A 24,108-nucleotide genomic window follows, 5' to 3' on the forward strand; every position below is an offset into this window, starting at 1 on the left:
ACGCACAGCGAGAACAGCCTGCTCCGATGGGAGCAGGCTGTTCTGCTAGTTTGATCCGTTAAAGGTTAATGCAAGTCCGGATCATACTTCATCACGGTCTCTTTACCATCTAATGTGATGTTGCTTGTATTGACAATAAAGTTCACATAAATGTTGTCGTTGCTGTCTATGTTGAGTTTGACAAAATTCGTGTATTTGTTACGAACGGAGACGCCGGCATACTCTACGACGCTCCAACTCATGTTCTCGTATTTCATCAGAGTCACACTGTTGCCAAGCGCAGAATCGATATAAGCAACATAAGGAGTACCCTGGCTGTCGAAGGCGATATCCGACGGACCATACGCTGTTACCGGGAATCCAGCGGTACCTACAGGCACCCAAGCGTTGTTCTCGTATTTCACCACGTACACCTTGGAACCGCTCGTATAGGTCATATAAGGTTCGCCATTCGGATCAAGCTCGAATGATGCCATATTATAACCGCCTGGCTCCGGGGGATTACTGAGAGAATTCGAAGCATGATTCTCGCCCACGTATTTCACCACAGCAGCTCGAATTGGATTACCGATGGTATAGTACGTATAGAATAAGTAAGGAGTGTTACTCTGATCTATCGCGAGGGCTACATTGTTAGCGCCTAACGTCACTATACTGTCTATATTCTCCCAAATATCACCGTTAAACCTCTTTACGTATACGGTTTGAACGTTGCTCTGACTAACATCGACATAAGCAATATATGGAGTGTCATTCTCGTCGAACGCAATCGAGATACCGTCCCCGAATTGTTGTTGTAAATTGCCTACATCTTCCCAATTCCCATCCATATATCTCTTCACAATGGTTTTCTTGGTTGAATCCACATAAGCAACGTAAAGCCTGTCTTGGCTGTCCATGGCGAGCGTTATTTCAACCGAGCCCCACGAATTGCCGAGGTCGGCTGGATTGCCAACGACCTGCCACTCGTCATCCGCTTCTACGTATTTCTTCACGAATACCTCTTTACTCGAGAGCGCATAAGCAACATAAGCAGTACCTTGGCTGTCGACCACGACATTGGACTGTTTAGTCACGCCCACTTCCATCGTATCGCCAAGATGCAGCCACGATGTCATCGTCCACTTCGCGTACAGGGTAATATCTTCGATCACCACTGCCGAGAAGTTATAGACGTTCGTCAACTCGGGATCGCTGTACCAACCGTCGAATCGATAACCCACCCACTTCGGTGCGGCAGGTGCCACGGCTTTGCCGCCGGGAATCACCGCCTGGTCCTCTACGGCCGGCCCGTTGTTGCTGTCGAAGCTCACCGTGTAGCTGTTAAATGTCCACTTCGCGTACAACGTGAGGTTAGCGATCACCTGTCTCTCCGTGAAGATATAAGCCTCACTCAGTGCGGCGTCGCTGTACCAACCGCCGAACGTATAACCGTCCTTCGTCGGTGCGTTAGGTGCCGCTGCTTTGCCGCCATTTTCCACGCGCTGGTCAGCCACCGACGATCCGCCATTGCTGTTGAAGCTCACCGTGTAGACGGCCGTCCACTTCGCGTACAAGGTGAAGTTAGACCTCACCTGCGTAGAGAAGTTGTAGGCTGCAGTCAGACCGGCGTCGCTGTACCAACCGCCGAACGCGTAACCGTTCCTCGTCGGTGCGGTAGGCGACGTAGCATTGCCGTCATATACCACCGTCTGGTTATTCACCGTCGACCCGCCGTTGCTGTTGAAGCTCACCGTGTAGCTGTTAATCGTCCACTTCGCGTAAAGCGTAAGGCTTGCCGTTATCGGTGTCGTCGAGAAGCTGAAACGGCTCGTCAAGTTGCTGTCGCTATACCAACCTTCGAACGTACGACCGATTAGCGTCGGTGCGCTAGGCGCCTCGGCCACTGCTCCTTCCACCACCGTCAGATCAGCCACTGCCGTGCCGCCGTTACTGTTGAAGCTCACCGTGTAGTTATTTTTTGGAGCAATCGTCCACTTCGCATACAAAGTAAGGTTAGCCGTCACCGTCTTCGTCTCGAAGTCGTAAGCGCTCGTCAATTCGCTGTCGCTGTACCAACCGCTGAACACAAAGCCTTCCTTCGTCGGCGTGCTAGGAGCAGAAGCTTTGTCTCCTTCGTTCACCTTCTGGTCGGCGACCTCCGACCCTTCGTTACTGTCGAAGCTCACCGTGTAGCTGCGCACCCACTTCGCGTACAACGCGAGGTCTGCCGTCACCTGTGTCGCGAAGTCGTAAGCGCTCGTCAGAGCGCTATCGCTGTACCAGCCTGCGAACACCAGATTATCCTTCGTCGGTTCATCCGGTTGGCTTACCAGGAAGCCATAACCAACCGTCTGGTCAACCACCGCCGACCCGCCGTTGCTGTTGAAGCTCACCGTGTGGGTGTTCACCGTCCACTGAGCGGTGAACTCGACAGCCTTGGCGGGCATCGTTGTCGGAGAAGCAGGCGACCATCCCGTAAATGCATGCCCTTGCCAAGTCGGAGCTCCTAGGTATAACCCCGTCGTTGCCCCGAAAGGTACGTTAACGATCTTAGTCTCTTCGCCGGAGCCATTGTAATTGATCGTCATGGCGTAGTTATTGCGCTTATAGTACAGCTTCAGGACTGTTGTGCCTTTGCCCGCAATCGGGGCTGCAGTCACCGTTCCCGGAACGCTGCCGTCGAACGTAAAGCCCGCATAGGATTTGGTCGGATTTGTCAGCTTCGCCTCGGTATCGGTTGTACCGCGATACGATTCCGTATCCGCAACCGTATAGGTGTCGCTTCCGATATTTTGCAGCAAGTATACGACCTGGTAAGACGTGTCTTCTTTTGCCGTCCACTGCGCGGTATAGGTGGTGTCCGAAGCCGTTATCGCACTTGGAACAGCCGGCGACCAACCTGCGAACGTATATCCCGGTCTTGTCGGCACCGGTATACGAGCCGCGATGTTCTTGCCGACCGCTTCCGTTACCGAACTTCCGGGCGCCCCCGCATAAGCCCAATCGAAGGTCATCGTTCGATTCATCGGGTAGTAATCAACCCTGACGACTGTCGAGCCGTCTCCCTTGATCATCACTCCGCTTGCCGTACCTGTCGCATAACCTTGATCCCTGAACCTGTCGGAGTTGATCCGGATCTCCGTGCCGGTTGTTCCGGTCAACGTTTCCGTAACCACAGGCGATGTCGTTGTCGATGTTTTGGTATTCGGATCTATCATATAATGCTGAACGGTATACGGCGTATCCGTGTTCGGGATCCAGTGCGCGTACAGGATCCAGTCCGAGGCAGGCATACGGCTCGGAATGGTCACCTTCGTGCCGCCGGATTCAGACCAATACCAGCCGTCAAAGGTGTACCCCTGATAGACCGGGGTTTCCAAGCTGATCGCCGCGTTATACGGGGCAGCGACAACCTTGGTCATACCGCCATTCTGCGGATTAAGCTGGAGAATATAGTCGCCCACTCTAGCCAACCAATTCAACGGAATCTTGCGCGTGAGCGAATCCGACGAGTACGACAGCGGCGCCCCCTTCCAAGTGATGACCAGGTTGCCCTCGCTCACCTGAATGTTCTTGTTCACCACTTCGATCTTCCCGGTATTCGCCTGATACCTGAAGTTTCGATTGTCCACCTGGATATCGAATCTCGAGCGGTCATACACCTGTGTACCCATCTGGCCTGTCTTCAAATCAAACGTACTCATCGTGAGCAGCGTCTGCGGCACAGAGATGGATGACGCGGAACCCGCCAAGTTCACTGCGGGCGCCTTATCCTGCGAATAGGCAAAGTCGACAACATGCTGCTGCTCCCCTACCGTGTACAGCGGCCATGTATTGTCGTACACCGGCATGCTGGCCGAGAGCAATCCATCGCCTAATTGAGCGCCTACCGAGCTCTCCAGATAGATGCCGATCTCTACATACAGAGCGCCTAAAGACCGGGAGGTCTGCACCCCGTTCTGCTTCTTCAACTGATAGTAGAAGTACCCCCATAGATTCACATAAGCGCCGGGTTCTACGGCTAGCCCGATGCTATTTAATTTGACGCTACCGATCCCTGCTTTAAGCTCCATATGTATGCCCGCCCGCAATCCGAGCGTCCCCATGACATAGAAGGTGAACTGATAGTTGCCGTCGCCCGGCAAGCTGACGGTGTCGCTCTTGCCAGTGAAACTAAGCACGCGCAGGGTAGCCGAGTAGCGCTTGGCAGTCGTATAGTTGAAATCAGCCCCTATCGTCAGGTTCACATTGGCATTGACAACGAACTCTGCCGTAAAGTTGACTTCAATAATACCCAGCGCCACGCGCATGCTTTTGTCTACGAGCTCTTTCTTGATTAACGGAACCCAATCCGTCTCGTTCTCCATCATCTCTTGATACTGTGCCATCAACGACGCGTCGTCTACTCCGGTATCTTGCACGCCATCGATTAACGCTTTAATTTCCGTCGTGATGTCGCGCACCTTGCCTAGCTTGCCGCCCGTAGCTGCTTTATCCCAGTCATCCAACGCATCCTGCAGCTTATCGTGTTCGACGGTGGCGATCTTCGCCGTTACATTGATTCCGGTATAGGTATAGGCATCCAGATTCGCGGTGACCACATAATCATCTATGGTGTACCAATAAGGGATACCCCAGAAATATTCCCAATGTCCTTGCAGATCCCCGTCTACGCCTAGCCCCAGGCTCATCTCCTCAAGGAATGTACCGGTCATATGGATGACGAGATCGCTCTCTTCATGAATCGATATGACAATGTCGGCTCCCACTTGCAGCGCGGCGCTTACGCCTGAGGTTCGGCCGTCAATATGCCGCAGTGTCGTGCCGAGCGAAGCGACGACGGTCAGATTCTCCACTTTGACTTTGCCCTCGTCGCTTGAGCGTGCCAGGTCCATCGCCTGCGGCTGCGCCTTGAATTCATTCGTTTGCATAGCGAGGGCGGACAAATAATTCGCGGCTTGATCGACGAAACCGCTGTCTATCGCTTGCCGCTCAATTTGATCTTCGAGCTTAGCGATATCTTCATCCGATAACAGCAGGTTGCCGTCAAGCGTTTGCTGCTGATAGATGTCGAAGACATTCTCGATATCTGCCATGGTGGCATCGGTATACGTAATGACAAGCATTTCCGCCGCAGGGGTAACCGATGTGATGCGGCCATATCCGCTTACTCTTGAGCCTTCTTCGGCAAAGTTGCCCTCATAGAAACCGATAAAATCGCCCACATCGACGGTGGTGAGTTCGCTCAAACCGAATTGCGCATACAGACTGTCGCTGTAGTTCATTGCGATGCTCTCTACCCTGATAGAGTGGTTGTACGGGTCTCCATCCGTGTCCGCCTCTACGCTCACTGGCAGAACATCCGGCTTGAACAACACTTGCTTGGAATCCGCGTTACCATAGGTGTAGGTGTTGCCGTTAATTGCCGTGATCCTTACATAGGCGACATCTCCGTCGTCGACGCCGGTTGTTTCTACCGTGCGCTGATCGGGACGAATTCCTACATAGATGGCTACGGCATCGCCAACTTGAATCGCCGTGTCTCCAGAGTAGGTGAACGTTCCGCCGCTTGCATTCGCCGCGGCGAGACCGGTTTCGCTGTCGCCCACCGTCGTCGAGACCACCGGAATCGCGGGCGAACCCACATCCGCGCCATCCAGCATCATATCCGTGACATCCGCGAAGCGCAGATAGATCATGTTCGGATTCAACGGGATACTCATGGCTTCTTGTTTAGCGACGCTAAAAACATAGATGCTCGTCGTCTCGTCTTGACCTTGAAAAGACAGGTTTTCATCTGTCAACGTAAGTTGATAAGTGTTGCCTTCTTCGAACTGACCGTCTTCGGCTGCGGACGCTACCGTGAAGCGGCCGTTCGAACCGGTGACGGTAATCTCCGCGGAGTCCGGATCCGCGATGTCGTGGAACGTCATACCCGCTTGTACCTCGGATGCCGTCAGACTGCCGGTCTCATCATATACGGCGATGGTGAAGTCCGGCGCGACATCCAGCACCGAGTAACTGGGAACGCTCTGAACGGCATTACTGACGTTATCCATATATTTGGCATACAACTTCGTATCCGCACTAACGGTACTGCCATTCGCGAAAATGAGAGAAAAATCGCCATCCCTAAACCAACCTTGGAATATATATCCTTCTTTCACGGGGGCAGGCAGCTTATTTAACGGTTCCCCTTTCTTTACGCTCTGAGCAGCGACCGCAGTACCTCCGTTGCTCTCGAACGTAATGATATACTCAGAGTTATTGGAATTGCCGCCGCTATTGCTGCCGCTGTTCCCGCCTGGCTCGGGACTCGGCGTCTCCGTCGCTGGATTCTGATTTGCCCATGCCTGCACAACCGCACTATTGCGCATGAATAGAACAGCCGCTTCCGCACGAGAGGCTTGGGCATGCGGGTTGAAATTGCCCTTGCCATCCCCGGTGAACAACCCTGCTTGCCACACCTTGACGACCGCGTCAGCCGCCCAAGGAGACACATCGGCGAGATCGCCCGGCTTCGTCGTTACGGGATTGCTTGTTTGATAGGGAATCTGATAGATTTCAAAATAACGCAAAGTCATCGCCGCCATCTGCTCTCGGGATACGTTTGCATTCGGATCGAATTTCCGGTTGCCTGTGCCGGCGGTAATCCCTTTCTTGGCTGCCCACTCTACATATGGCGCATACCAAGTACCCGTCTGCACATCGGCAAAGGACGTGGTTGTATACTCGCTTACGTCCACGCCCGCCATTCGTCCAAGCGCCGTCACATACATGGCACGCGTCAACGTTCCCTTGGGCGAGAAGTATCCGCCGCCCGTTCCGCTGAATATACCATTCTTCTGAACATAGTTGGCCGCCTCGTAGAACCAGTCTGTTGGACTAACATCTTGGAACCCGCTTTGTTCGGACGCTGTCGCCTGCTGCACCGGCAGTTCGGACGCTGCCGCCTGCTGCACCGGCAGTCCGGTCACCACCATGCTGATGACCAGCATCCACGCCAGAAACTGTGAGGTCCACTTGCCCTTCCATTTTGTTGCCTTCTTCACACTTAATCATCCCTTCTCGCTCGCAGCTGTTATGAATCTTTGTTTCTACCATACTGCTCTAGAAGATTCTATTGTGAATTTTAAAGAAAACTTTAAGTTCGCGCTTACGACATGCTTCTGCCAAACCGCACATTTTCTGCCTCCGAATCATACAAAACGACAAGATGAATAGTGAAAGTGCGACAATTGAATAGGGAATCTTCGACAAGATGAGGGAAAAAACAAAATAGGATCACGGCGTCAAGTAATGCCCCAACGCCGTGATCCTTTTTTCCACCGAGTAAGAATTATCATAGGGTTACTCTCGAATTCCCTATTTATAAGACTATTAGCCCTAAACAAATTAAAGGGCTCAAGCATTATTCACGCTTGAACCCTAGCCAATTTTGTAAATGCGGCTCGTAAATCGTTAATTCCTTATGAGCTTCACACAGCACTCCACATGCGTCGTATGCGGGAACATATCCACCGGCGTAACCTCCACCGTCCGATACCCGCCATCCTCGAGCACTCGCAAATCCCTCGCCAACGTCGAAGGATTGCAACTCACATACACGACCCGCTTCGGCTGCATCTTCAAGATCGTATCCAGCAGCGCGGGATCGCAGCCTTTGCGCGGCGGATCGACGACGATCACGTCGGCCGTCACGCCTTCCTCGCGCCAGCGCGGGATAACAACCTCCGCAGGACCAGCTTCAAAGCTAGCATTCTTAATGCCGTTCAACTCCGCATTCCGCGCAGCATCCTCAATCGCTTCCGGCACTATTTCAACGCCGTAGACACGGCCTGCCTTCCGAGCGAGGAACAACGAAATCGTCCCGATGCCGCAATACGCGTCGATCACATCTTCGTTACCCGTCAGTCCAGCGTACTCCACGGCTTTCCTGTACAACTCCACCGTCTGCACCGGATTCACCTGATAGAACGATCGCGCCGAAATCGCAAAGCGAATGCCATCGAGCTCATCGTAAATAACTTCGCTTCCCCACAGCGTCCGAGTTTCGTCGCCGAAGATGACATTCGTCTCGCGCGTGTTCACGTTCTGCACGATGCTCTTCACGCCTGGCAGCTCCTCGCGGATGCGTTCTACCCAACGGTCTGCCGAAGGCAGCTTTCGCACGTTCGTGATCAGCACGACCATGATCTCGCCAGTCACAACGCCTGTCCGAGCCATGACATGGCGCAGCACGCCGCGGCCTGTCTCTTCGTCGTAAGGCGTGACGCCGAGCTCGCGGCCGATCCGCTTGACGACGCGGACAACCTCGTCGTTATGCTCGTGCTCGATGAGGCAATCGTCCATGTCGATGATGCGATGGCTGCCGCGGGCGTAGAAGCCGGCGATCAGCTCGCCGCTCGCGTTATGTGTGCCGATCGGCACGCTCGCCTTGTTGCGGTAGCGCCAAGGCTTGTCCATACCAACCGTAGGATGGACAACGATTCCGTCCGACGATGCCCCGTCCCCACTGCCTTCGCCAACCACATTCAGCTTCCCGATCCGCACGAGGTTATCGACGACATGCTGCCGCTTCCATGTCAGCTGTGCCGCATAGTCGAAGTGCTGCAGTTGACAGCCGCCGCACTCCTTATAAATATCACAAGGCGGTTCTTGCCGATCTGCGCTCTTCTCCAGCAATTCCACTAGACGCGCGTAGCCGTACTGCTTCTTCACCTTCATCACTTTCGCGCGTACGCGCTCGCCGGGCAGCGCCCCTTGGATGAATAGGGTGAAGCCGTTCGCACGGCCTACACCTTCGCCGTCATGGGTGAGGCCGATAATATCGAGCGTCACCTCTTCATTCTTCTGGAAGGGCGCGTCTGCCCGTTCCTTCTCGGCCACCGTGTTGCGCCCTCTATTCAATCTTCCGTTATGGCTGCCGCCCTTGTTCGTACCTTTACGCATGTAATCTCTCCGCTCTGCCTTCATAGCCGTCCTTAATCAAAAATCTAACTCCTATCATACAATACGGCCAGCCTCTTTGCACCATTCGCATGGTCATGAGGCTAGCCGCAGCGACTAACGATATGTGGAAATACCCGTTTCATCGGCAAAAATCTGAAGATGCGACGGCAGCACGGAGAACGTGCACGGCAATACGCCGCCATATTCGCCGTCGAGATTGATCTGTACATAATCCGGTGTCGTCACCTTAAGCTCATTCGTCCGGAAGTGGACCACATGCGGATCATTCAGATGCTCCCCGCGCAGCGCGAGTGTGACGAGCTTGATGAACTCCGGCAAGTTACACTTTCGGATGAGCAGCACGTCGAGCAAGCCGTCATCAAGCAACGAATCCGGCGCAAGTCGTTCAAAGCCGCCAACGGAGTTGCTGTTGCAGATGAGGAACATCATGAACTCGTCGTGGAACTCCCCGACGCCGGCCGCTTCGAACTTCAATTCGGTCGGACGAAGGCGGGTCATTTTCTCCAGACCCTTCATATAATAAGCAAGCTGCCCAACCATCGTCTTGAGCTTGCTCGGCACATCGTAGGTCAGCTCCGTGAGCGAGCCGCCGCCGGCAATGTTAATAAAATAGCGATCATTCGCCTTGCCGACGTCGATTGGACGGGTATACTGCTGAATGATAAGGTCGCAAGCGTACTCCCAATGCTTCGGAATGCCCGTCGCTCTGGCAAAATCATTCGTCGTCCCCACAGGCAATATGCCCAGCGGAGGAATGTTCGTCTTGTTCGCGAGGCCGTTGATCACTTCATACAGCGTACCGTCGCCGCCAGCCGCGATAATCATATCGTAGCCGCGATCCGCAGCTTCAGCCGCAGCCATCGTCGCATCGCCTTCGCCGATCGTCGCATGACAGCTCGTCTCGATCCCGCCCTGCTCCAGCTTCTGCAGAATATCCGGAAGACGCCGCTTCATCTCTTCTCTTCCCGATGTCGGGTTATAGATAAGCCTTGCCCGTTTAATACTCATTTGACACTCACACCCCTAGTTCTCCCATACAACTATCTATTATGTAACCTTCATCATCAATCAACCATTCCATCCATCAAGCCAGCTCGTCATCTGCCGCGTCAGCCAGTGTTCAATCGCCGGATTTGGCAGCATCGCCCGTCCGTTGTACCGATAATCAAGTCCAGCAAGACGAGTCGGCACGACATGGCTTGTAAAATAACCCGGGCTGAGGAACAGCGGCACTACGATCACCGCCAGCTCAGGATGCTCGCTCTGCATAGCTGCAAGCTTAGCCGCAGCTTGGTCGGGGAGCAGCATCGCATGCTCCGACTTAGCGAAGCCGCCAAGCGCCTTCAGCCGCGCAGCTAGCAACGAAAGACCTCGCTGCCAGCGCTCGTGGAACACTTTCTCCTTGCTGCCGTGCCCGATGAGCAGCACCGCTTCACGCTCCGGTGCTTCGGACAGCTCAGCAATGTTGGCGAGCAGCAGCTCAGCAATTTCCGGATCATCGTCGATCGGCGAGCCGTACGTTACCTTCGCTTCTACGCGGAACGTGCCGAGGTCGCCTTCGAGGTCCGACACCCATGGCAGACCGAACGCCTGCCCGATCTCGTCCACATGCGTGCTTCCTGACGAGACGAACAGCGGCAGTACCAGCATATCCGTCACGCCGGCTTTCTCCAGCTCATCGATACCATCCTGAATAAGCCGTCCCTCCACAATCTCCAGGAAGGACGACACGATAGGTACGCCTGCAAGCTGAGGCGAAACAGACGCTTGCTTAACGGCAGCATCAACGCGCTCCACCCAGCTTGCTTCCCTGGAGCCGTGACTTATAACGAGAATGCCCGATTTCATAACAGGCTACCTTCCAAGACGCTCTAATGCCATTTTATACCCGTCGTTGCCGTAATTCAAACAGCGCTTCACTCGCGAGATCGTTGCCGTGCTGGCGCCCGTCTCCGCTTCGATCTGATTGTATGTACTGCCTTTGCCGAGCATACGCGCGACCTCTAGACGCTGGGACAGCGACTGAATCTCGTTCACCGTGCACAAGTCGTCAAAAAACACATAACATTCCTCAACCGACTTCAAGGTCAGAACTGCTTCGAACAATTGGTCGATCGCTTTATCGTTCAGCTTCTTAAGCTGCATGAGCATTCACTCCATTTATTTATAAGGTATCTCGCGGATTATCGAACTATCGCTATTATTGTAGCTTTTTTGGACTGTTTTTTCAAACATTACCGTATTCACGCTTTACAGGACGGAAGGGTCGACAGTGGACCAAGCGTAGCCGTTCCCATACAAGCACAGGGCGAATATCATGGAAAAAGTTCATTAACCGGGGCATTCGTCCAATCCGACCTAGCGCCTATGCATAAACTAATAAAAAAAAGGGTTGTGATCCGTGTGGATTATCGCAATAACCCGAGTGCCGGCGATCAACAACAGTTCCCGACACACGGCACTTACCGCCATGGCCAGAGCCAGCACAGCCAGTCGTACAGGAACAAGTCAAGCGGCATGAAATCGAGCGGCGTCAAAATCGTGGACGCGGAAACGTCGGCTATCCTTCCCGTCTCTCCGCCATCTTCACCGGTTGTCGTTCCGACGCCGGATATGCTGCCCTCCATTCCCACGTTAGCGAAAGATGCAACGCTTGGCGAACTTGTGGAGGCTGCACCGGCCATAACGAAGACTGGCGGCTTCTCGCTCGCAAGCTTAGGCGATATTAAAGGCTACATCGACCGAATGGGTGGTATTGACGGTATTCTGACGACGGTGGGGAAGGTGCAGAAGGTGGTGTCCAGCGTCTCCCAGATGGCGCCGCTTGTGAAAGTACTGTTCTCCTCTTTCAAAAAGTCCAAGGATGACGATGACAGCGATGCGACCGATTGGAAGCCTAAGCGCAAGAGACGCCGCAAGAAACCTGCCTCCGGCCGCAAAGGTACGCCGAAGCGCCCTGGAGTGAAGAAGCGCCGCCGCTAAGCTTGCCGAATACTCAGCCATTCGTTATGATACATCTATAAGCAATCATTCGGAGTGAAGAACACCCCAGCTTCAGCGCGTTATGCGCTGCGGCTTGGGGTGTTTTGTCGTTCCTATCGACGAAGGAGGTATCTACTTGCATCCTAATTTACTTCGCTTTATTGAATCGTTCGAGCATGAAGCCTCGCTCACAGGCAAGTTCCGCAGCAAGCTGGATAAGACCGCGCTTGTCTTCCTCGAGCAAGTCTGGGGAGCGGCGTTCGATTACAACTATGATGGCCTGCGTGCGGAGTTTCCGTTCCTCGATCACAAAGGCGGCCAACGCTTCGCGGACTTCGTCTTCGTGAAGAACGGCGTCCGCCTCGCCATCGAGCTAGATGGCTTCACGACGCACGCCAGTCAGATTACACCCGGTGAGTTCAATGATCATCTCACTAGGCAAAATGATCTCGTCCTCTCGGGCTGGCTCCTTCTTCGCTTCTCTGCTTGGCAAGCCGCTCATGACTCTCAGCGATGCATCGCCCAGATCAAGCAGGCGATCGGGCACTGGTGGTCGGTCGCCTATAACGGCCAATCCGGTTATGACGCCAAGCTGTGGGAGACCCGCAAGACGCTTCTTATACAACTAGCTAGACGGCGAGACGCCAAGCTGAAGCCGAGCGAGGTTGCCCGCGAATTCCGCATCAGTAATCGAACGGCGATCGATTGGCTGAAGCGTTATGAACAAGAAGGGATCTTCCACGGTCTAAAGTCCGGTCAGCGAATCACCTTCTACAAGCTCTCTATCCCCATAGAATAGTGAATATTCTGTTAATATGTGAATAATTAGCCGAATAAGAACAAAAAGCTCAAACGTTGTCCACTTGTGGATAACGTTTGAGCTTTTTCGTCCACAGCCAATTGTCCCCCATTTGTGCACCTTAGACGACTTATTGTTCTATCCACAAGCTGCTGCCCACCGCCACACACGATTTCATTACCGTTCATGCACAGCTGTGAGCGGTTTGTGCATATCCAGTCCCCGAATAGGTGAGGTTATCCTCATCCCCAGTGAGGCCAGACTCACTCATTCGCCGCAACACAACCACTCGACCCTCGATTAGTGAGGCAAACCTCATCCCTCGTGATCCTACGTTCACGGCAAGTGAGGTTTACCTCACTAAATCGCCGAGCCAGCTCCGTTTCCCCGCAAATAGTGAGTTTACCCTCACTATTTAATGAGCTCCCTCCCACAAGCCTGACTCACTATGAAGCAGCCAAGTTCAATAGCAGGTTACTCTAGCACCATGCAAGGCACGCACCACCACCGAGCGAGCTACGCACCAACCTTACCATCCCGCACCCACACACACCAATCTATAAGCATAGCCTCATCCTCAGTGAGCCCAGACTCACTCATTCGCCGCAACAAAACCACTCGACCCTCAATTAGTGAGGCAAACCTCATTCCATCGTGAACCTACGTTCACGGCAAGTGAGGTTTACCTCACTAAATCGCCGAGCCCGCTCCGTTTCCCCCCAAATAGTGAGATTACACTCACTATTTAATGAGCTCCCTCACAGCGAGCATCCCTCGACCTCCCCGCCACGAGACAGCAAAAAAAATAGTGAGGCAAAGCTCATTCCCCGTGAACCCAAGTTCACGGCGAGTGAGGATTGCCTCACTATCTCATATCTCAAAGCCCGTGGCCTTCTCCCTCCTATTTCAGGAAGAAGAAGTGAATCAACCAGTAGAAGAACATCGCCATCAGCACCGTGATCGGAATCGTAATAATCCACGATACGACGATTTTGCCTGCGACGCCCCATTTCACGGCGGAGAAGCGCTTCGCGCTGCCGACACCGAGGATGGACGACGTAATAACATGTGTCGTACTTACTGGCAAATGAATCATCGTAGCTGTCAGAATTACGATAGCCGAACCAATATCAGCTGCGAAGCCGTTGATTGGCTCGATTTTGAAAATCTTCGTACCCATCGTCTTAATAATCTTCCAGCCGCCGATCGAAGTACCGAGTGCCATTGCGGTCGCAGCCGACAGCTTAACCCACAATGGAACGGACATATCGTCCTGCACGTCTGCCGCAACCAAAGCGAATACGATAATCCCCATCGCTTTCTGCGCATCATTCGTACCGTGCGAGAACGATTGGAACGCAGCGGTTAAGATCTGTCCGAAGCGGAAGCCTTTATTAACCTGATGCGGACTCGACTTCGCGAATATCATTTTCAATATCCACATAATGAGGAAACCCGCCGTGAAAGCAATAAGCGGCGATGCGATCAATGCCGTAACGATATCCGTCAACCCGCTCGCATTAATGTTCGATACTCCGGCACCGGCAATAACCGCGCCCATGAGGGAGCCGATAAGCGCATGCGACGAGGAAGAAGGAATACCGAACCACCATGTAATGAGGTTCCATACGATGGCTGACAGCAAAGCTGCGATAACGATCTCAACCCCATGCTCAAGCTTGGATGGATCTGCTACACCTTTGCCGATCGTCGCCGCTACGCCCGTGAACGTAAGCGCGCCGACGAAGTTCATGACCGCCGCGAGAACGATCGCTACGCGAGGCTTAAGCGCGCGCGTCGATACGGAAGTCGCGATAGCGTTAGCCGTATCGTGGAAACCATTTATAAAATCAAACGAAAGCGCTAGAAAGACAACGATCCATAATACGTACATATCCATATTGAATGACTCCTACTCTCTTGGATTAGCTATTAGCTGTTACGCATAATAATCGATTCCAGCGTATTGGCAACATCCTCGCAGTAGTCGGTCGTTTGTTCCAACATTTCGTAAATCTCTTTGCGCTTCATGAGCTCAATCGGATCCTTGACATTGGTGAACAGGCTCTTAATACATACACGAAGCAAGTCGTCGGCTTGGTTCTCAAGCTCGTTCAGAGCGATATTCGGTTCGCGGATTGCCAGCAGCTTCTTCTCGGTAAGAAGGTAGATTGCTTTCTTGATTTGGTGCGCGGAGCGAACGAGGATATCGCCGAACAACGTTATGTACTCATCCTTCTCCCGAATATTGTACATTTCGAAACGGGATGCGCAAGCTTCAATGCCGTCAAGCACGTCGTCAAGCGAAGTCGTAAGCGCCATAATGTCGTCGCGTTCGATCGGGGTAATGAACGTTTTGTTCAGTTCCTTCAATATCGTATGCACGTACTTGTCGCACTTGCTTTCGTATTCCTTCATTGTTTTGGCGAATGCCGTAACGTCCGACAGATCAGAAACGCCTTTCGAGAAAAACTCCACTGCTTCGACTAACGCGTCTGCCATTTCTTCGAACGTCTTAAAGAAAATGTCTTTTTTCTTGAACATCGTAATCCCCTTTACCCGACTTGATGTTTGTTTAGACTTATACACTGCCAAGCCCACAATATCTTAACATAGTTTAGCCGACAATTGTTAAGAGAATGTAAACATTGGTGAAAGTTTTAAAAGTTTTCATTTTCGACACAAAAACAGCGGAATCCCACAAGAGGACCCCGCCGTTCCATAACCACAGCTCATAGATCCACACTTGTAACTACAGTGTTTCCCATGAACTAATTTTGTACCCATGTGACATGCTCAGCGAATGTAGGATTGTTGGGCACGATGTGAAAAAAGGTTTTCCCCGGTACAAAAGGAAGCTCCGTACCGTTCTTCACAATTCGAAGCATGCCGTCTGGAGCGCTTACCCATTCCGCTTCGATTGCCTTGCCCTGCTGGAACAATATAGCCGAGCCGCCCCGATCCAGATCGACCGCCAATCGCCCCTCTTTATCGAGCGTCTTGTGGTCTGCTCCAAGAACGACCAAATTAGAAGCTGCCAGCTGCTGATCATTATTCATATCGATATGCGGCTTGTCGTTAATCGATCTTCGGTAAAGCCCGCTCGTCGCATCATATTCATAACCAACTTTGTAATTCTGCATCATGAAAGTAATCGCGATACTTGAAGCCGGAACGCCTGTCTCCGTCGAACCTTTCTCCGCGAACGTATAGGTCGGTACGGTCACATCCGTGCTATATCCCTTCTTGTCTGCGCCTTCCCGCAGCTTCTCCAGACTCGTATACAGGTTATGCGGAGCTTTGCGATCCTTGCTTCGCCAGAAGTATCCACCCGCATTCGATATTTCGTCCAAATACGGTTTCTTCTGCCGCTGCAGAATGGCATAACCGTCCGTGCTTGCTCCCGCATGCGCGAGCACGCCGCCGAAGCTTTCGCCAATATGTATCAAATACGGCCGAATGCTGCGTACAGGTCCGATGGTAGCAGTCGCCGCGTCTGTGCTTTGAAAAATAGCGATCAAGCGAGTAATGCCGCCTTCTGCCAGCACCTCGTAGACAACGTCGGCATTCGTAAGCCCCGATTGCGGGCGTGCAGCCGCAAAGTTATTGATCATAACGGCGATCGGCCGCGACTTCACTTCCTGCTCCATAGGGATGCCTGTTAACGAAGCCGTAAAGCCAAGCGGATTCGGCTCTTCAGTCGGCATATCCGTTACGATCGGCGCATCGGTTCCTGCCGTTGCTTCCGGATCCGCTACCGCGTTATTGCTGCCTCCGCATGCTGTTGCAAGAAGAATAAGCGCAAGGACAGCTGCCTTGGCTGCCGCTCCCGTTCCTTTTTTCAATCGACGTTTGTTGATCATGAGTACCATCCTTTGCGAAGCGATTAAAGGGATGAATTCGTTTACACCTTTCTTCCATTTAATCACAAAACGACCCGCTTGTCCCGACAAAATATGCTATCGCTCGGTTTAAAAATCCATAAATTGCACATCTTATCTCTATCTCCCTAAAGAGGAAGAGGTGATTCCATGTACAAAGGGAGCGGCTTAATCAGCATATGGCTGTCATTCTCCATCCTGTTGCTCAGCGCGGGACTGGTCAGTCACGTCATGTCTATACCGCTGCTGCTAGGAGCAGCCCAGAGGGACGCTTGGGTAGCCGTGCTTGTAGCGGCACCATTCTTTCTGCTGTGGCTCGTCCTGCTGTTTGCCGTCTTGAAGCAGCTTCGGGGCGAGCGCATTCCGGATTGGATCGCCAGACACTTCGGCCGCATTCCGGCATGGATCTTTCGCTTGTCCGCTTTTATCATCTTATTCCTATCAGGTACATACACGCTGCATGACACTTCGATGTGGACGGTCGTTACTTATTTGCAGGAGACGCCCGTGCAAGCGATCATACTGATCGCTATTGTCACATCCATGCTGGCCGCGTACGGCGGACTCCGAACCATCGCAATGACCAGCAGCGTCCTGCTTCCTGTCGTTATTCTGCTCGGCTATTTTGTCGCGACGGCGAATACGAAGTATAAAGATCTCAGCCTGCTGTTTCCCATTCTGGAGAGAGGCTGGCAGCCCGTCTGGCATGGAGCCTTCTTCGCGCTTGGGGGGCTGCTGGAGCTATGGATTCTAATGCTCTTCCAGCACCAGCTGAGGAGCAAGCTGCGCTTATGGCAGCTGATCTTGCTAGGACTGTTCATGATTACGATGTCCATCGGTCCGACGATCGGCGCCATCACCGAATTCGGACCGATCGAAGCAGCCAAGCAGCGTCACACCGCCTTCGACCAGTGGAAGATCGTCAATATTGGCAAGCTGCTGCAGCATGTCGATTTCCTATCGATCTATCAATGGTTGTGCGGATCCTTCGCCCGTGTCTCCATTGCGCTTTACTTGATGACCGATATGCTCGACGTCCGCAAGCCTCTATCGCGGTTCATTACGTTACTTATCCTTGCCACGGTCATGACGGTGATTGCCATGCAACTGTGGAGAGACGATCAGACGCTCGATTATTTGATGCAAATCCATTTTCCGATAACGGTCATCTTTGTCGTATCCGTTACCGTACTGCTCGCCCTAGCCGTGCTCTATCGCCGCAGTCGAAAGGAGTCCTCTACCGATGAAGCATCAAAAGCAAAAGCATCAAAATGACGAAGATCAGCCGCCGGAATATTTCGACGAACATATGCTGCGCAATTGGTTCGTGAACTGCGATGATGTCATCGTTCAGACGAATCAATTCGGCGCGGCCGGATCGTCGGTGCAAGCGGTATTCATCTACTGCAGCGGGATGACGGAAACGAAAATCATCAACGACGTCATTCTGCCCGAGCTTCATAAGGTATTCAAGGAAACCGCTTTTCAGCGTCGCGAAACGATGAATCATAATGCCGATCTGCAATGGGATGTGCTCTATTCGCCGAACCTGAAGACGACCCGCAGCACGATCAGCTCCTATGTATTCGAAGGCCATCTGCTCTTCTGCTTGCCGAATATCCAGACGATATGGACTATCGATATCGCGAACTTCCCTAGCCGCATGCCATCCGAATCGGCAACGGAAGTGTCGATCCGCGGACCGAAGGACGGTTTCGTCGAGCAGTTGACGACCAATATCGCGCTGATCCGGAAGCGGCTTAGGACTTATACGTTAACCTGCGAGTACACGCAGTTGGGAGAAAGAACGTTAACGAAGACGGCGCTGCTCTACGTTAGCGATATCGCGAACCCGGAGATGATCAAGGATGTGAAGGACAAGCTTAATAACATCCACGTCGAGAAGCTTGTTACGACCGGCCACTTGGAGGATTTGTTATCGGGCTCCCCGATCGTCCTGTTCCCGCCTACGCATTATACGGGCAGGCCCGACTTTGCCGTGGAATGTCTGCTTAACGGCCGATTTATCATTTTCGTAGACGGCAATCCGACCGCCATTATCGCGCCAAGCAATTTGTTTTTACTGATGAAATCGCCCGAAGATGCCTATTTCCCCTTTCTATCCGTCAATGTGGGGCGCATCCTGCGATTTTTCGGGTTCATTACGACGATCTTCCTGCCCGGCTTCTATATCTCGCTCACGGCGTTCCATATCGATCAAGTCCCTTTCCCGCTGCTCGCGACCATCTCCTCCGGCCGTCATGGGCTTCCCATGGAGTCAGGTTTGGAAATGTTCTTCATCATGGTCATGATGGAGCTGTTCCGTGAAGCCGGCGTGCGTCTGCCTAGCTCGATCGGACAGACGCTTACCGTCGTAGGCGGTCTTATCATCGGCGATGCCGCGATACGGGCAGGCCTGATATCGCCGCTAATGATCGTCGTGACCGCCATCACCGTCGTTTCCGGCGCAACGCTCGTCAATCAATCGCTCACGAGCTCGATGATCCTGGTTCGGTTCGCCTCCTTCACGCTGGCCGCGTCCTTCGGGATGTATGGCTTCATAACGTCGATCATATTGTTCGTCATTTATTTAAGCACGGTCACTTCATTCGGCGTTCCTTATCTCGCGCCAGCAGCGCCGCTGGATATCAAGGAAATGCTGAAGTCGCTGTTCAAATGGCCGTTCATGATGAACCGGCGCAGACCCAAGTACCTGCATACTCAGGAGCCTTCGAAAGCAGGAAAAAAACGTTGAATTACTTTATTATCCGCCAGCGACTCCTCCTGACGCCGCTGCTTGTCCTATGCCTTTGCTTGCCGATATCCGGCTGCTGGAGCGCAGTTGAGCTTCAAAGCGTCAGCTACGTAAAGGCTATAGGCCTTGATTTTAAGGACAATCAGTTCATCCTCTATGCACAAATGCTGGACTTCTCCAATATCGCTAAGGCCGATGCAGGCGGCAAGGCGAATCAGGATGCGCAGGTATGGGTAGGCAAGGGAAGAGGCAAGACGCTGAATGCCGCGGCCAACGATCTGTATCGAACCGCTCAAATGCCCCTTTCGTGGGGGCATGTATCGGCGATCGTCATTTCGGAAACCGTGCTTAAGAACGTTGGGATCAAGTTCGTCGAGATGGTGAATCGTTTTCCCGAAGTTCGCTACAACACCTGGGTATACGGCACGAAGAGCTCGATCGAGGACATCTTGTCGACGAACTCCTTCTTCAAGCTCTCGCCGCTTACGACCATTCTTCACGATCCGCAAAAAAACTATCAGCAATACTCGGTCATGCCACCCGTGCTCCTCTTCAAATATTTGGCTTCGTTCAACGAGCCGGCGCGGACAACCTCTCTGCCTTGCATTGACATCAACAGTACGCAGTGGAAGGAAAATGAAACTCCGCAGCCGATGCTTACGATAAACGGAGCGTACTTCGAATACGGAGATAACATTAACGGCTACCTATCGCGCCAAAGTCTGCTTGGGTATCGCTGGATGCTGAGGAGCACGAACCGCTCGCCGTTAACGCTGGAGAAGAATGGGGAAGTCTACGGACAACTCTCTGCGGGCAGGCCGAAAATCAATATTAAGACGATCATTAAAGGTGAAGAGGTACGCTTCCATATCTCCGTCCGATTGCTGGCGGCCTTGTACGAGTACTTGGAGCCGTTGTCGAATCAGGAGCTTGTCGCAGTCGCCTCAGAGATCGTTAAGAAGCAAATCATGGACACCTACACAGCCGGCGTCGACATCAATGTGGATGTATTCCAGCTCGGGCAGCAGCTCTATAAGAAAGACCAGAAGCTGTGGCAGAAGCTGACGAACAACGGCCAACAGCTGGCTATCGATAAGCAATCGATCGAGAAGCTGGACGTCAACGTCGTCATCCCGTACTTCGGCAAGTATAAACGGCTGCAATAACGTTGTGCGAATTTCCGCCACTAGCGTCGCTCTCATGGGCCATAAGCTGCGTTTTGCATCTTATTGCCCTCAAGTAATCGATGTTTGTGCGAATAGGATGGACTTTCCATCCTATTCGGTCCAATAAAAGAAACCGAGCTCCCATTACTCTAGGGAATTCGGTCCATCTTTTTAAATACTCCAGTGATGCCAATCCTGCTGCTGGCGGTCGAGACCGCTCAGCCAATCGGATGTTACGCGGATCGCTTCCTCTTGATGGCTGCGGCTGGAGTACGTATGATTCGCTTGAAAAATAATTTCTTTGTCGCATAATCCTTCGTTGCGCGTCCAAAACACCTTCTGGTATAGGAAGCTGTAATCGACCGGAATGAGTTCGTCGCTCGTTCCGTGTACGAGCAGCACTTCACCGCCGAACTTTGTCGCCGCTTGGAACGGCTGGTGCTGGAGCAGCGATTCGTAGAACACTTTCTGCAGCGTGTAGCCGTTATAGTCGGAGCTTCCCGACGTGACCGCTTCATCGTAGCTGCTTCTGCCGACGATACGAACGATATCGTTGAACGGATAAGCTACCGGAGACCATAGGACGAGCCGCTTAACACGGCGATCCCGCACGGCTGTCATGATCGCAATCGCTCCGCCAAGGCTATGGCCAAGCAGCACGATTCTCCGCGGATCTACACAATCCATGCTGGAGATGTAATCGATCGCTGTCCGCGTCTGATCGATCATCGATTCGAAGCCGAGCGCTCCGTAATCGCCCCCGCTCTCGCCGCAGCCTCCATAATCGAAGCGCAGCACATAGGAGCCTTGCGCCGCCAGAGCGCGAGCCGCCTTAACGAACAGCCGATCGACACCGATCCGACTGCCAATGAAGCCGTGGCATATGATTATCGCTTGCTTCTTCTCCGAATCCTTATGACTTCCGTCAGTCGGATAATGAAGCGTTGCGGTGAGCTCAAGCCCGTCATGACGCAAAGTGATCTGTTTTTCCATGCCGACTACCTCCTGATGATCCATATATAATAATTCCTACCCGTATACTATGAATTAAGTTAAACTTATATTAGCATCCGATTCGGCTGCTGTCAAATGCGAATATGCAAGTCATGGAATCACGAGTATGTATTACTAATTTTCAATTACTCAGTAAATACTATGCATGGGAGTATGAGGGTTGGAGTGTACTTTTACCGGCTAAGAAACAGAAATGCGAGGAGGTGCATGTGCATGCCGCTATGGCTCGAATGGTTGGACAATCATTGGCTTCCGGTTCTGCTGACCATAGGCGTTATTATTGCAATCGTCTACGTGATCGCGAACCGGAAGCTGTTGTTCTATAAAGAATAGTTCTACTCGCGTATAAGCGGCAAACGGATCGTCACGATCGTACCGGCTCCGCGTTCACTGTCGATCGTAAGCTTGCCATCGTGCAACTCGATGATTTCTTTGCAAATGGCAAGGCCGAGCCCTGAACCGCCTTGGCCCGTTTGGGCCTTATAGAAGTTCTCCGTCACATGCGGCAGATCCTCCGCGTCGATGCCGCAGCCCGTGTCGGCTACCGTGACCTGCGCATACTCCTCCGTTGCGGTCGTCGATATGCGAATCGAACCGCCGGCTGGCGTGAACTTGAACGCGTTGTCGATGAGATTAATAATAACCTGCTTGAGCCGGTTGGCATCCCCGTGAACGACAAGCGGGCTTTTACCGTATTCGGCCATCAGCCTGACGCCTGTCTGTCCTTTGCGAACGGCTAGCTGATGCACGGTCTCCTTGACGGGCCCGTTCATATCCAGCACCTCCGTATGAAGATCCATCGTCCGTGCCGACAGCTTGGAGAAGTCGAGCAGGTCTTCAACCAGTCCGGATAACCGCTCCGTCTCCCGGCTAATGATCGACATCCCCATTTTGAACTCCTCATCGTCCGCAGGATCGCCTTCCTTCAGCGTCTCGCTCCAACCCTTGATTGAAGTCAGCGGCGTGCGAAGCTCATGTGAGATCGAAGAAATGAAGTTGTTCTTCAGCTTCTCCCGCTTATTAAGCTCTACCACCATGGAATTAAACGTCTCCGCAAGTTGGCCGATCTCGTCGTCGCTTCTCTTCGTTGCTCTGCGCGTCCAATCTCCCTCCGCCATGTATCTCGCAACGCGCGTCAGCTCGCGAATCGGCTTCACGATACGTTGTGCTAGAAACAAACTCAGTCCTAGGAAAAGCAGAATAACAGCCGTGCCGACAGCAGCGGCCATGCGAATCAGCAGGCTCACCATCGCATCGACCTGTTCGAGCGAAGCCGAATAGCGCAGCAGCGAAACGACGCGCATATCGTTCCATAGCGGAATCGTGACGGACATAACCCGCTCTCCGTAATAAGGGTCAACGCCGCGCCAGCTTCCCGTCGTACCTGAGATTGCCGCCTTCACATCGCCCGTCGTATAACGGATGTCTTCGGAAAAGCCGTCTGAATCGATACGAATTCGGCCCGTGCTGTCTAGCAGCTGCAGTCTTGTCCCGCCCTCGATCATATATTGCAGCATATAATCGGCTTGGTCCTGTACCCCTAGCGAGGAAAGGGAACGGCCATGCAGCGTAAGCGCCGTCTCCGCCCGCTGCTTAACCGAGCTCTGCGCGCTGCCGTAATAGTAGTTCCACATTAGCGCCGCGAACGTCGTGCCGAGCACCGTAACGACGAGTACGATTAGCAGCAAAAAGCTCCAAACCATCCGCGATTTGACGCTTCTCATGGCCTAGCGCCCCGTTTCCAGCGATACCCGAAACCCCATACCGTCTCAATGAAGGACGGCTCGGACGGATTGCTTTCGATTTTCTGCCGAATGCGTCGAATGTTGACGTCCACGACTTTCAGATCGCCCACATAGTACCTGCCCCACACTTCGCTCAAAATGTGATCGCGGCTCACGCTCGCCCCCTCGCGCTCCATGAGCAAGCGAACCAGCGTCCACTCGGTAGGCGTCAGAATGATCTCGCGATCTTCCTTCCATAACTTCCGCTCAGGAATGGATAGAACGAAAGGCGGAATACGAACTTCAAGCGCCGGAACAGCTGCCGCTGCGGGAGCTTGCCCAAGGTCATAGCTGCCGCTAAAGCTTTGATCGGACACTTGCACGGCCTTGAGCAAATCGTCCGACTCGCCTGCCTTGTCCCCGCCGCCCTGCACAGTTGAATCGATCGAGCCGACCGGTTCGGAACTCATCCTCCGGTACAGCGACTTAATCCGTGCGATAAGCTCGCCGGGGCTGAACGGCTTCTGAACGTAATCGTCCGCACCTAGCTCCAAGCCGTGTATTTTATCCTCTTCCTGCGACTTTGCCGTTAACATAATGATACCCATGCGGGGATAGTTCGCGCGCAGCTGCTCGCATACTTCGAAGCCGCTAATCGTCGGAAGCATCACGTCCAGCAAGGCGATGTCGAAAGGGCCTTCCGTACCCGCAAGCTCAAGCGCAGCTTCGCCCGTCTCCGCCTCCGTCACCTCCATCTCATTGCGCTTCAAGTTAATGCGCACAAATCCGCGGATCGATTCCTCATCCTCCAGCAACAATATTCGCATAGGTC

16 protein-coding genes are annotated in these 24,108 nt (G+C 53.0%); 5 read left to right on the forward strand and 11 right to left on the reverse strand.

Annotated elements, in window-relative coordinates; translation table 11 throughout:
• Window positions 1-65: 65 nt before the first annotated feature.
• From AC0YN0_RS28095 to AC0YN0_RS28115, 5 genes are all read right to left on the reverse strand, one after another.
• Window positions 66-7,034, reverse strand: a complete 6,969-nt coding sequence (locus tag AC0YN0_RS28095; protein WP_475824257.1) for an InlB B-repeat-containing protein — start codon at window positions 7,032-7,034, stop codon at window positions 66-68.
• 409 nt (window positions 7,035-7,443) lie between these two features.
• Window positions 7,444-8,934, reverse strand: a complete 1,491-nt coding sequence (rlmD, locus tag AC0YN0_RS28100; protein WP_475824258.1) for a 23S rRNA (uracil(1939)-C(5))-methyltransferase RlmD — start codon at window positions 8,932-8,934, stop codon at window positions 7,444-7,446.
• 114 nt (window positions 8,935-9,048) lie between these two features.
• Entirely contained in the window at window positions 9,049-9,957 is a 909-nt protein-coding gene (locus tag AC0YN0_RS28105) for a diacylglycerol kinase (protein ID WP_475824329.1), read from the reverse strand.
• A gap of 66 nt (window positions 9,958-10,023) precedes the next feature.
• Window positions 10,024-10,803 (reverse strand): sirohydrochlorin chelatase, encoded by a 780-nt coding sequence (locus tag AC0YN0_RS28110; protein WP_475824259.1) that lies wholly within the window; start codon window positions 10,801-10,803, stop codon window positions 10,024-10,026.
• Between the two features lie 6 nt (window positions 10,804-10,809).
• A complete protein-coding gene (locus AC0YN0_RS28115; RefSeq protein ID WP_020619046.1) occupies window positions 10,810-11,100 on the reverse strand; it encodes a YerC/YecD family TrpR-related protein in 291 nt (96 codons plus the stop codon).
• A gap of 258 nt (window positions 11,101-11,358) precedes the next feature.
• Here AC0YN0_RS28115 and AC0YN0_RS28120 point away from each other — a divergent pair, with 258 nt between their 5' ends.
• Together AC0YN0_RS28120 and AC0YN0_RS28125 are read left to right on the forward strand one after the other, a co-directional pair.
• Window positions 11,359-11,937: a hypothetical protein gene (locus tag AC0YN0_RS28120; protein ID WP_475824260.1), complete on the forward strand. Its 579-nt coding sequence runs from the start codon at window positions 11,359-11,361 to the stop codon at window positions 11,935-11,937.
• Between the two features lie 136 nt (window positions 11,938-12,073).
• Window positions 12,074-12,736 carry a helix-turn-helix domain-containing protein gene (locus AC0YN0_RS28125; protein WP_475824261.1) on the forward strand — a complete coding sequence of 221 codons (663 nt, stop codon included), beginning with the start codon at window positions 12,074-12,076 and terminating at the stop codon, window positions 12,734-12,736.
• 901 nt (window positions 12,737-13,637) lie between these two features.
• On the opposite strand, the gene AC0YN0_RS28130 is transcribed toward AC0YN0_RS28125, so the two are convergent.
• The 3 genes from AC0YN0_RS28130 to AC0YN0_RS28140 all read right to left on the reverse strand — a co-directional run bounded on the left by AC0YN0_RS28130 (window position 13,638) and on the right by AC0YN0_RS28140 (window position 16,599).
• Window positions 13,638-14,636, reverse strand: coding sequence for an inorganic phosphate transporter (locus AC0YN0_RS28130; protein ID WP_475824262.1), 999 nt, complete (start codon window positions 14,634-14,636; stop codon window positions 13,638-13,640).
• 32 nt (window positions 14,637-14,668) lie between these two features.
• Complete coding sequence (locus AC0YN0_RS28135; protein WP_337101979.1) at window positions 14,669-15,280, reverse strand: DUF47 domain-containing protein; 612 nt, start codon at window positions 15,278-15,280, stop codon at window positions 14,669-14,671.
• 227 nt (window positions 15,281-15,507) lie between these two features.
• Window positions 15,508-16,599, reverse strand: coding sequence for a DUF3048 domain-containing protein (locus AC0YN0_RS28140; RefSeq protein ID WP_442052432.1), 1,092 nt, complete (start codon window positions 16,597-16,599; stop codon window positions 15,508-15,510).
• A 168-nt stretch (window positions 16,600-16,767) separates the two neighbouring features.
• On the opposite strand from AC0YN0_RS28140, the gene AC0YN0_RS28145 reads away from it, so the two are divergent.
• Genes AC0YN0_RS28145 through AC0YN0_RS28155 form a run of 3 tightly spaced genes read left to right on the forward strand, consistent with a single transcriptional unit; the run spans window position 16,768 to window position 20,538 of the window.
• Window positions 16,768-17,892 carry an endospore germination permease gene (locus AC0YN0_RS28145; RefSeq protein WP_475824263.1) on the forward strand — a complete coding sequence of 375 codons (1,125 nt, stop codon included), beginning with the start codon at window positions 16,768-16,770 and terminating at the stop codon, window positions 17,890-17,892.
• Window positions 17,861-19,372, forward strand: coding sequence for a spore germination protein (locus AC0YN0_RS28150; RefSeq protein WP_475824264.1), 1,512 nt, complete (start codon window positions 17,861-17,863; stop codon window positions 19,370-19,372). The genes AC0YN0_RS28145 and AC0YN0_RS28150 overlap by 32 nt, the downstream gene beginning before the upstream one ends.
• Window positions 19,369-20,538 (forward strand): Ger(x)C family spore germination protein, encoded by a 1,170-nt coding sequence (locus AC0YN0_RS28155; protein WP_475824265.1) that lies wholly within the window; start codon window positions 19,369-19,371, stop codon window positions 20,536-20,538. The genes AC0YN0_RS28150 and AC0YN0_RS28155 overlap by 4 nt, the downstream gene beginning before the upstream one ends.
• Window positions 20,539-20,709: 171 nt before the next feature.
• On the opposite strand, the gene AC0YN0_RS28160 is transcribed toward AC0YN0_RS28155, so the two are convergent.
• The 3 genes from AC0YN0_RS28160 to AC0YN0_RS28170 all read right to left on the reverse strand — a co-directional run bounded on the left by AC0YN0_RS28160 (window position 20,710) and on the right by AC0YN0_RS28170 (window position 24,103).
• On the reverse strand, window positions 20,710-21,531 hold the full coding sequence (locus AC0YN0_RS28160) for an alpha/beta hydrolase (RefSeq protein ID WP_475824266.1): 822 nt from the start codon (window positions 21,529-21,531) through the stop codon (window positions 20,710-20,712).
• 356 nt (window positions 21,532-21,887) lie between these two features.
• On the reverse strand, window positions 21,888-23,276 hold the full coding sequence (locus tag AC0YN0_RS28165) for a sensor histidine kinase (protein ID WP_475824267.1): 1,389 nt from the start codon (window positions 23,274-23,276) through the stop codon (window positions 21,888-21,890).
• Window positions 23,273-24,103, reverse strand: coding sequence for a response regulator transcription factor (locus tag AC0YN0_RS28170; protein WP_475824268.1), 831 nt, complete (start codon window positions 24,101-24,103; stop codon window positions 23,273-23,275). Before AC0YN0_RS28170 ends, AC0YN0_RS28165 begins: the two co-directional genes overlap by 4 nt.
• Window positions 24,104-24,108 lie beyond the last annotated feature (5 nt).

This window comes from Paenibacillus sp. J22P218, assembly GCF_056269195.1.

Coding starts and splice junctions, on each gene's coding strand:
- rlmD (WP_475824258.1), bottom strand. CDS start 8,934: ATGCGTAAAGGTACGAACAAGGGCGGCAGCCATAACGGAAGATTGAAT.
- AC0YN0_RS28130 (WP_475824262.1), bottom strand. CDS start 14,636: ATGGATATGTACGTATTATGGATCGTTGTCTTTCTAGCGCTTTCGTTT.
- AC0YN0_RS28160 (WP_475824266.1), bottom strand. CDS start 21,531: ATGGAAAAACAGATCACTTTGCGTCATGACGGGCTTGAGCTCACCGCA.
- AC0YN0_RS28150 (WP_475824264.1), top strand. CDS start 17,861: ATGAAGCATCAAAAGCAAAAGCATCAAAATGACGAAGATCAGCCGCCG.
- AC0YN0_RS28140 (WP_442052432.1), bottom strand. CDS start 16,599: ATGATCAACAAACGTCGATTGAAAAAAGGAACGGGAGCGGCAGCCAAG.
- AC0YN0_RS28170 (WP_475824268.1), bottom strand. CDS start 24,103: ATGCGAATATTGTTGCTGGAGGATGAGGAATCGATCCGCGGATTTGTG.
- AC0YN0_RS28145 (WP_475824263.1), top strand. CDS start 16,768: ATGTACAAAGGGAGCGGCTTAATCAGCATATGGCTGTCATTCTCCATC.
- AC0YN0_RS28135 (WP_337101979.1), bottom strand. CDS start 15,280: ATGTTCAAGAAAAAAGACATTTTCTTTAAGACGTTCGAAGAAATGGCA.
- AC0YN0_RS28115 (WP_020619046.1), bottom strand. CDS start 11,100: ATGCAGCTTAAGAAGCTGAACGATAAAGCGATCGACCAATTGTTCGAA.
- AC0YN0_RS28110 (WP_475824259.1), bottom strand. CDS start 10,803: ATGAAATCGGGCATTCTCGTTATAAGTCACGGCTCCAGGGAAGCAAGC.
- AC0YN0_RS28165 (WP_475824267.1), bottom strand. CDS start 23,276: ATGAGAAGCGTCAAATCGCGGATGGTTTGGAGCTTTTTGCTGCTAATC.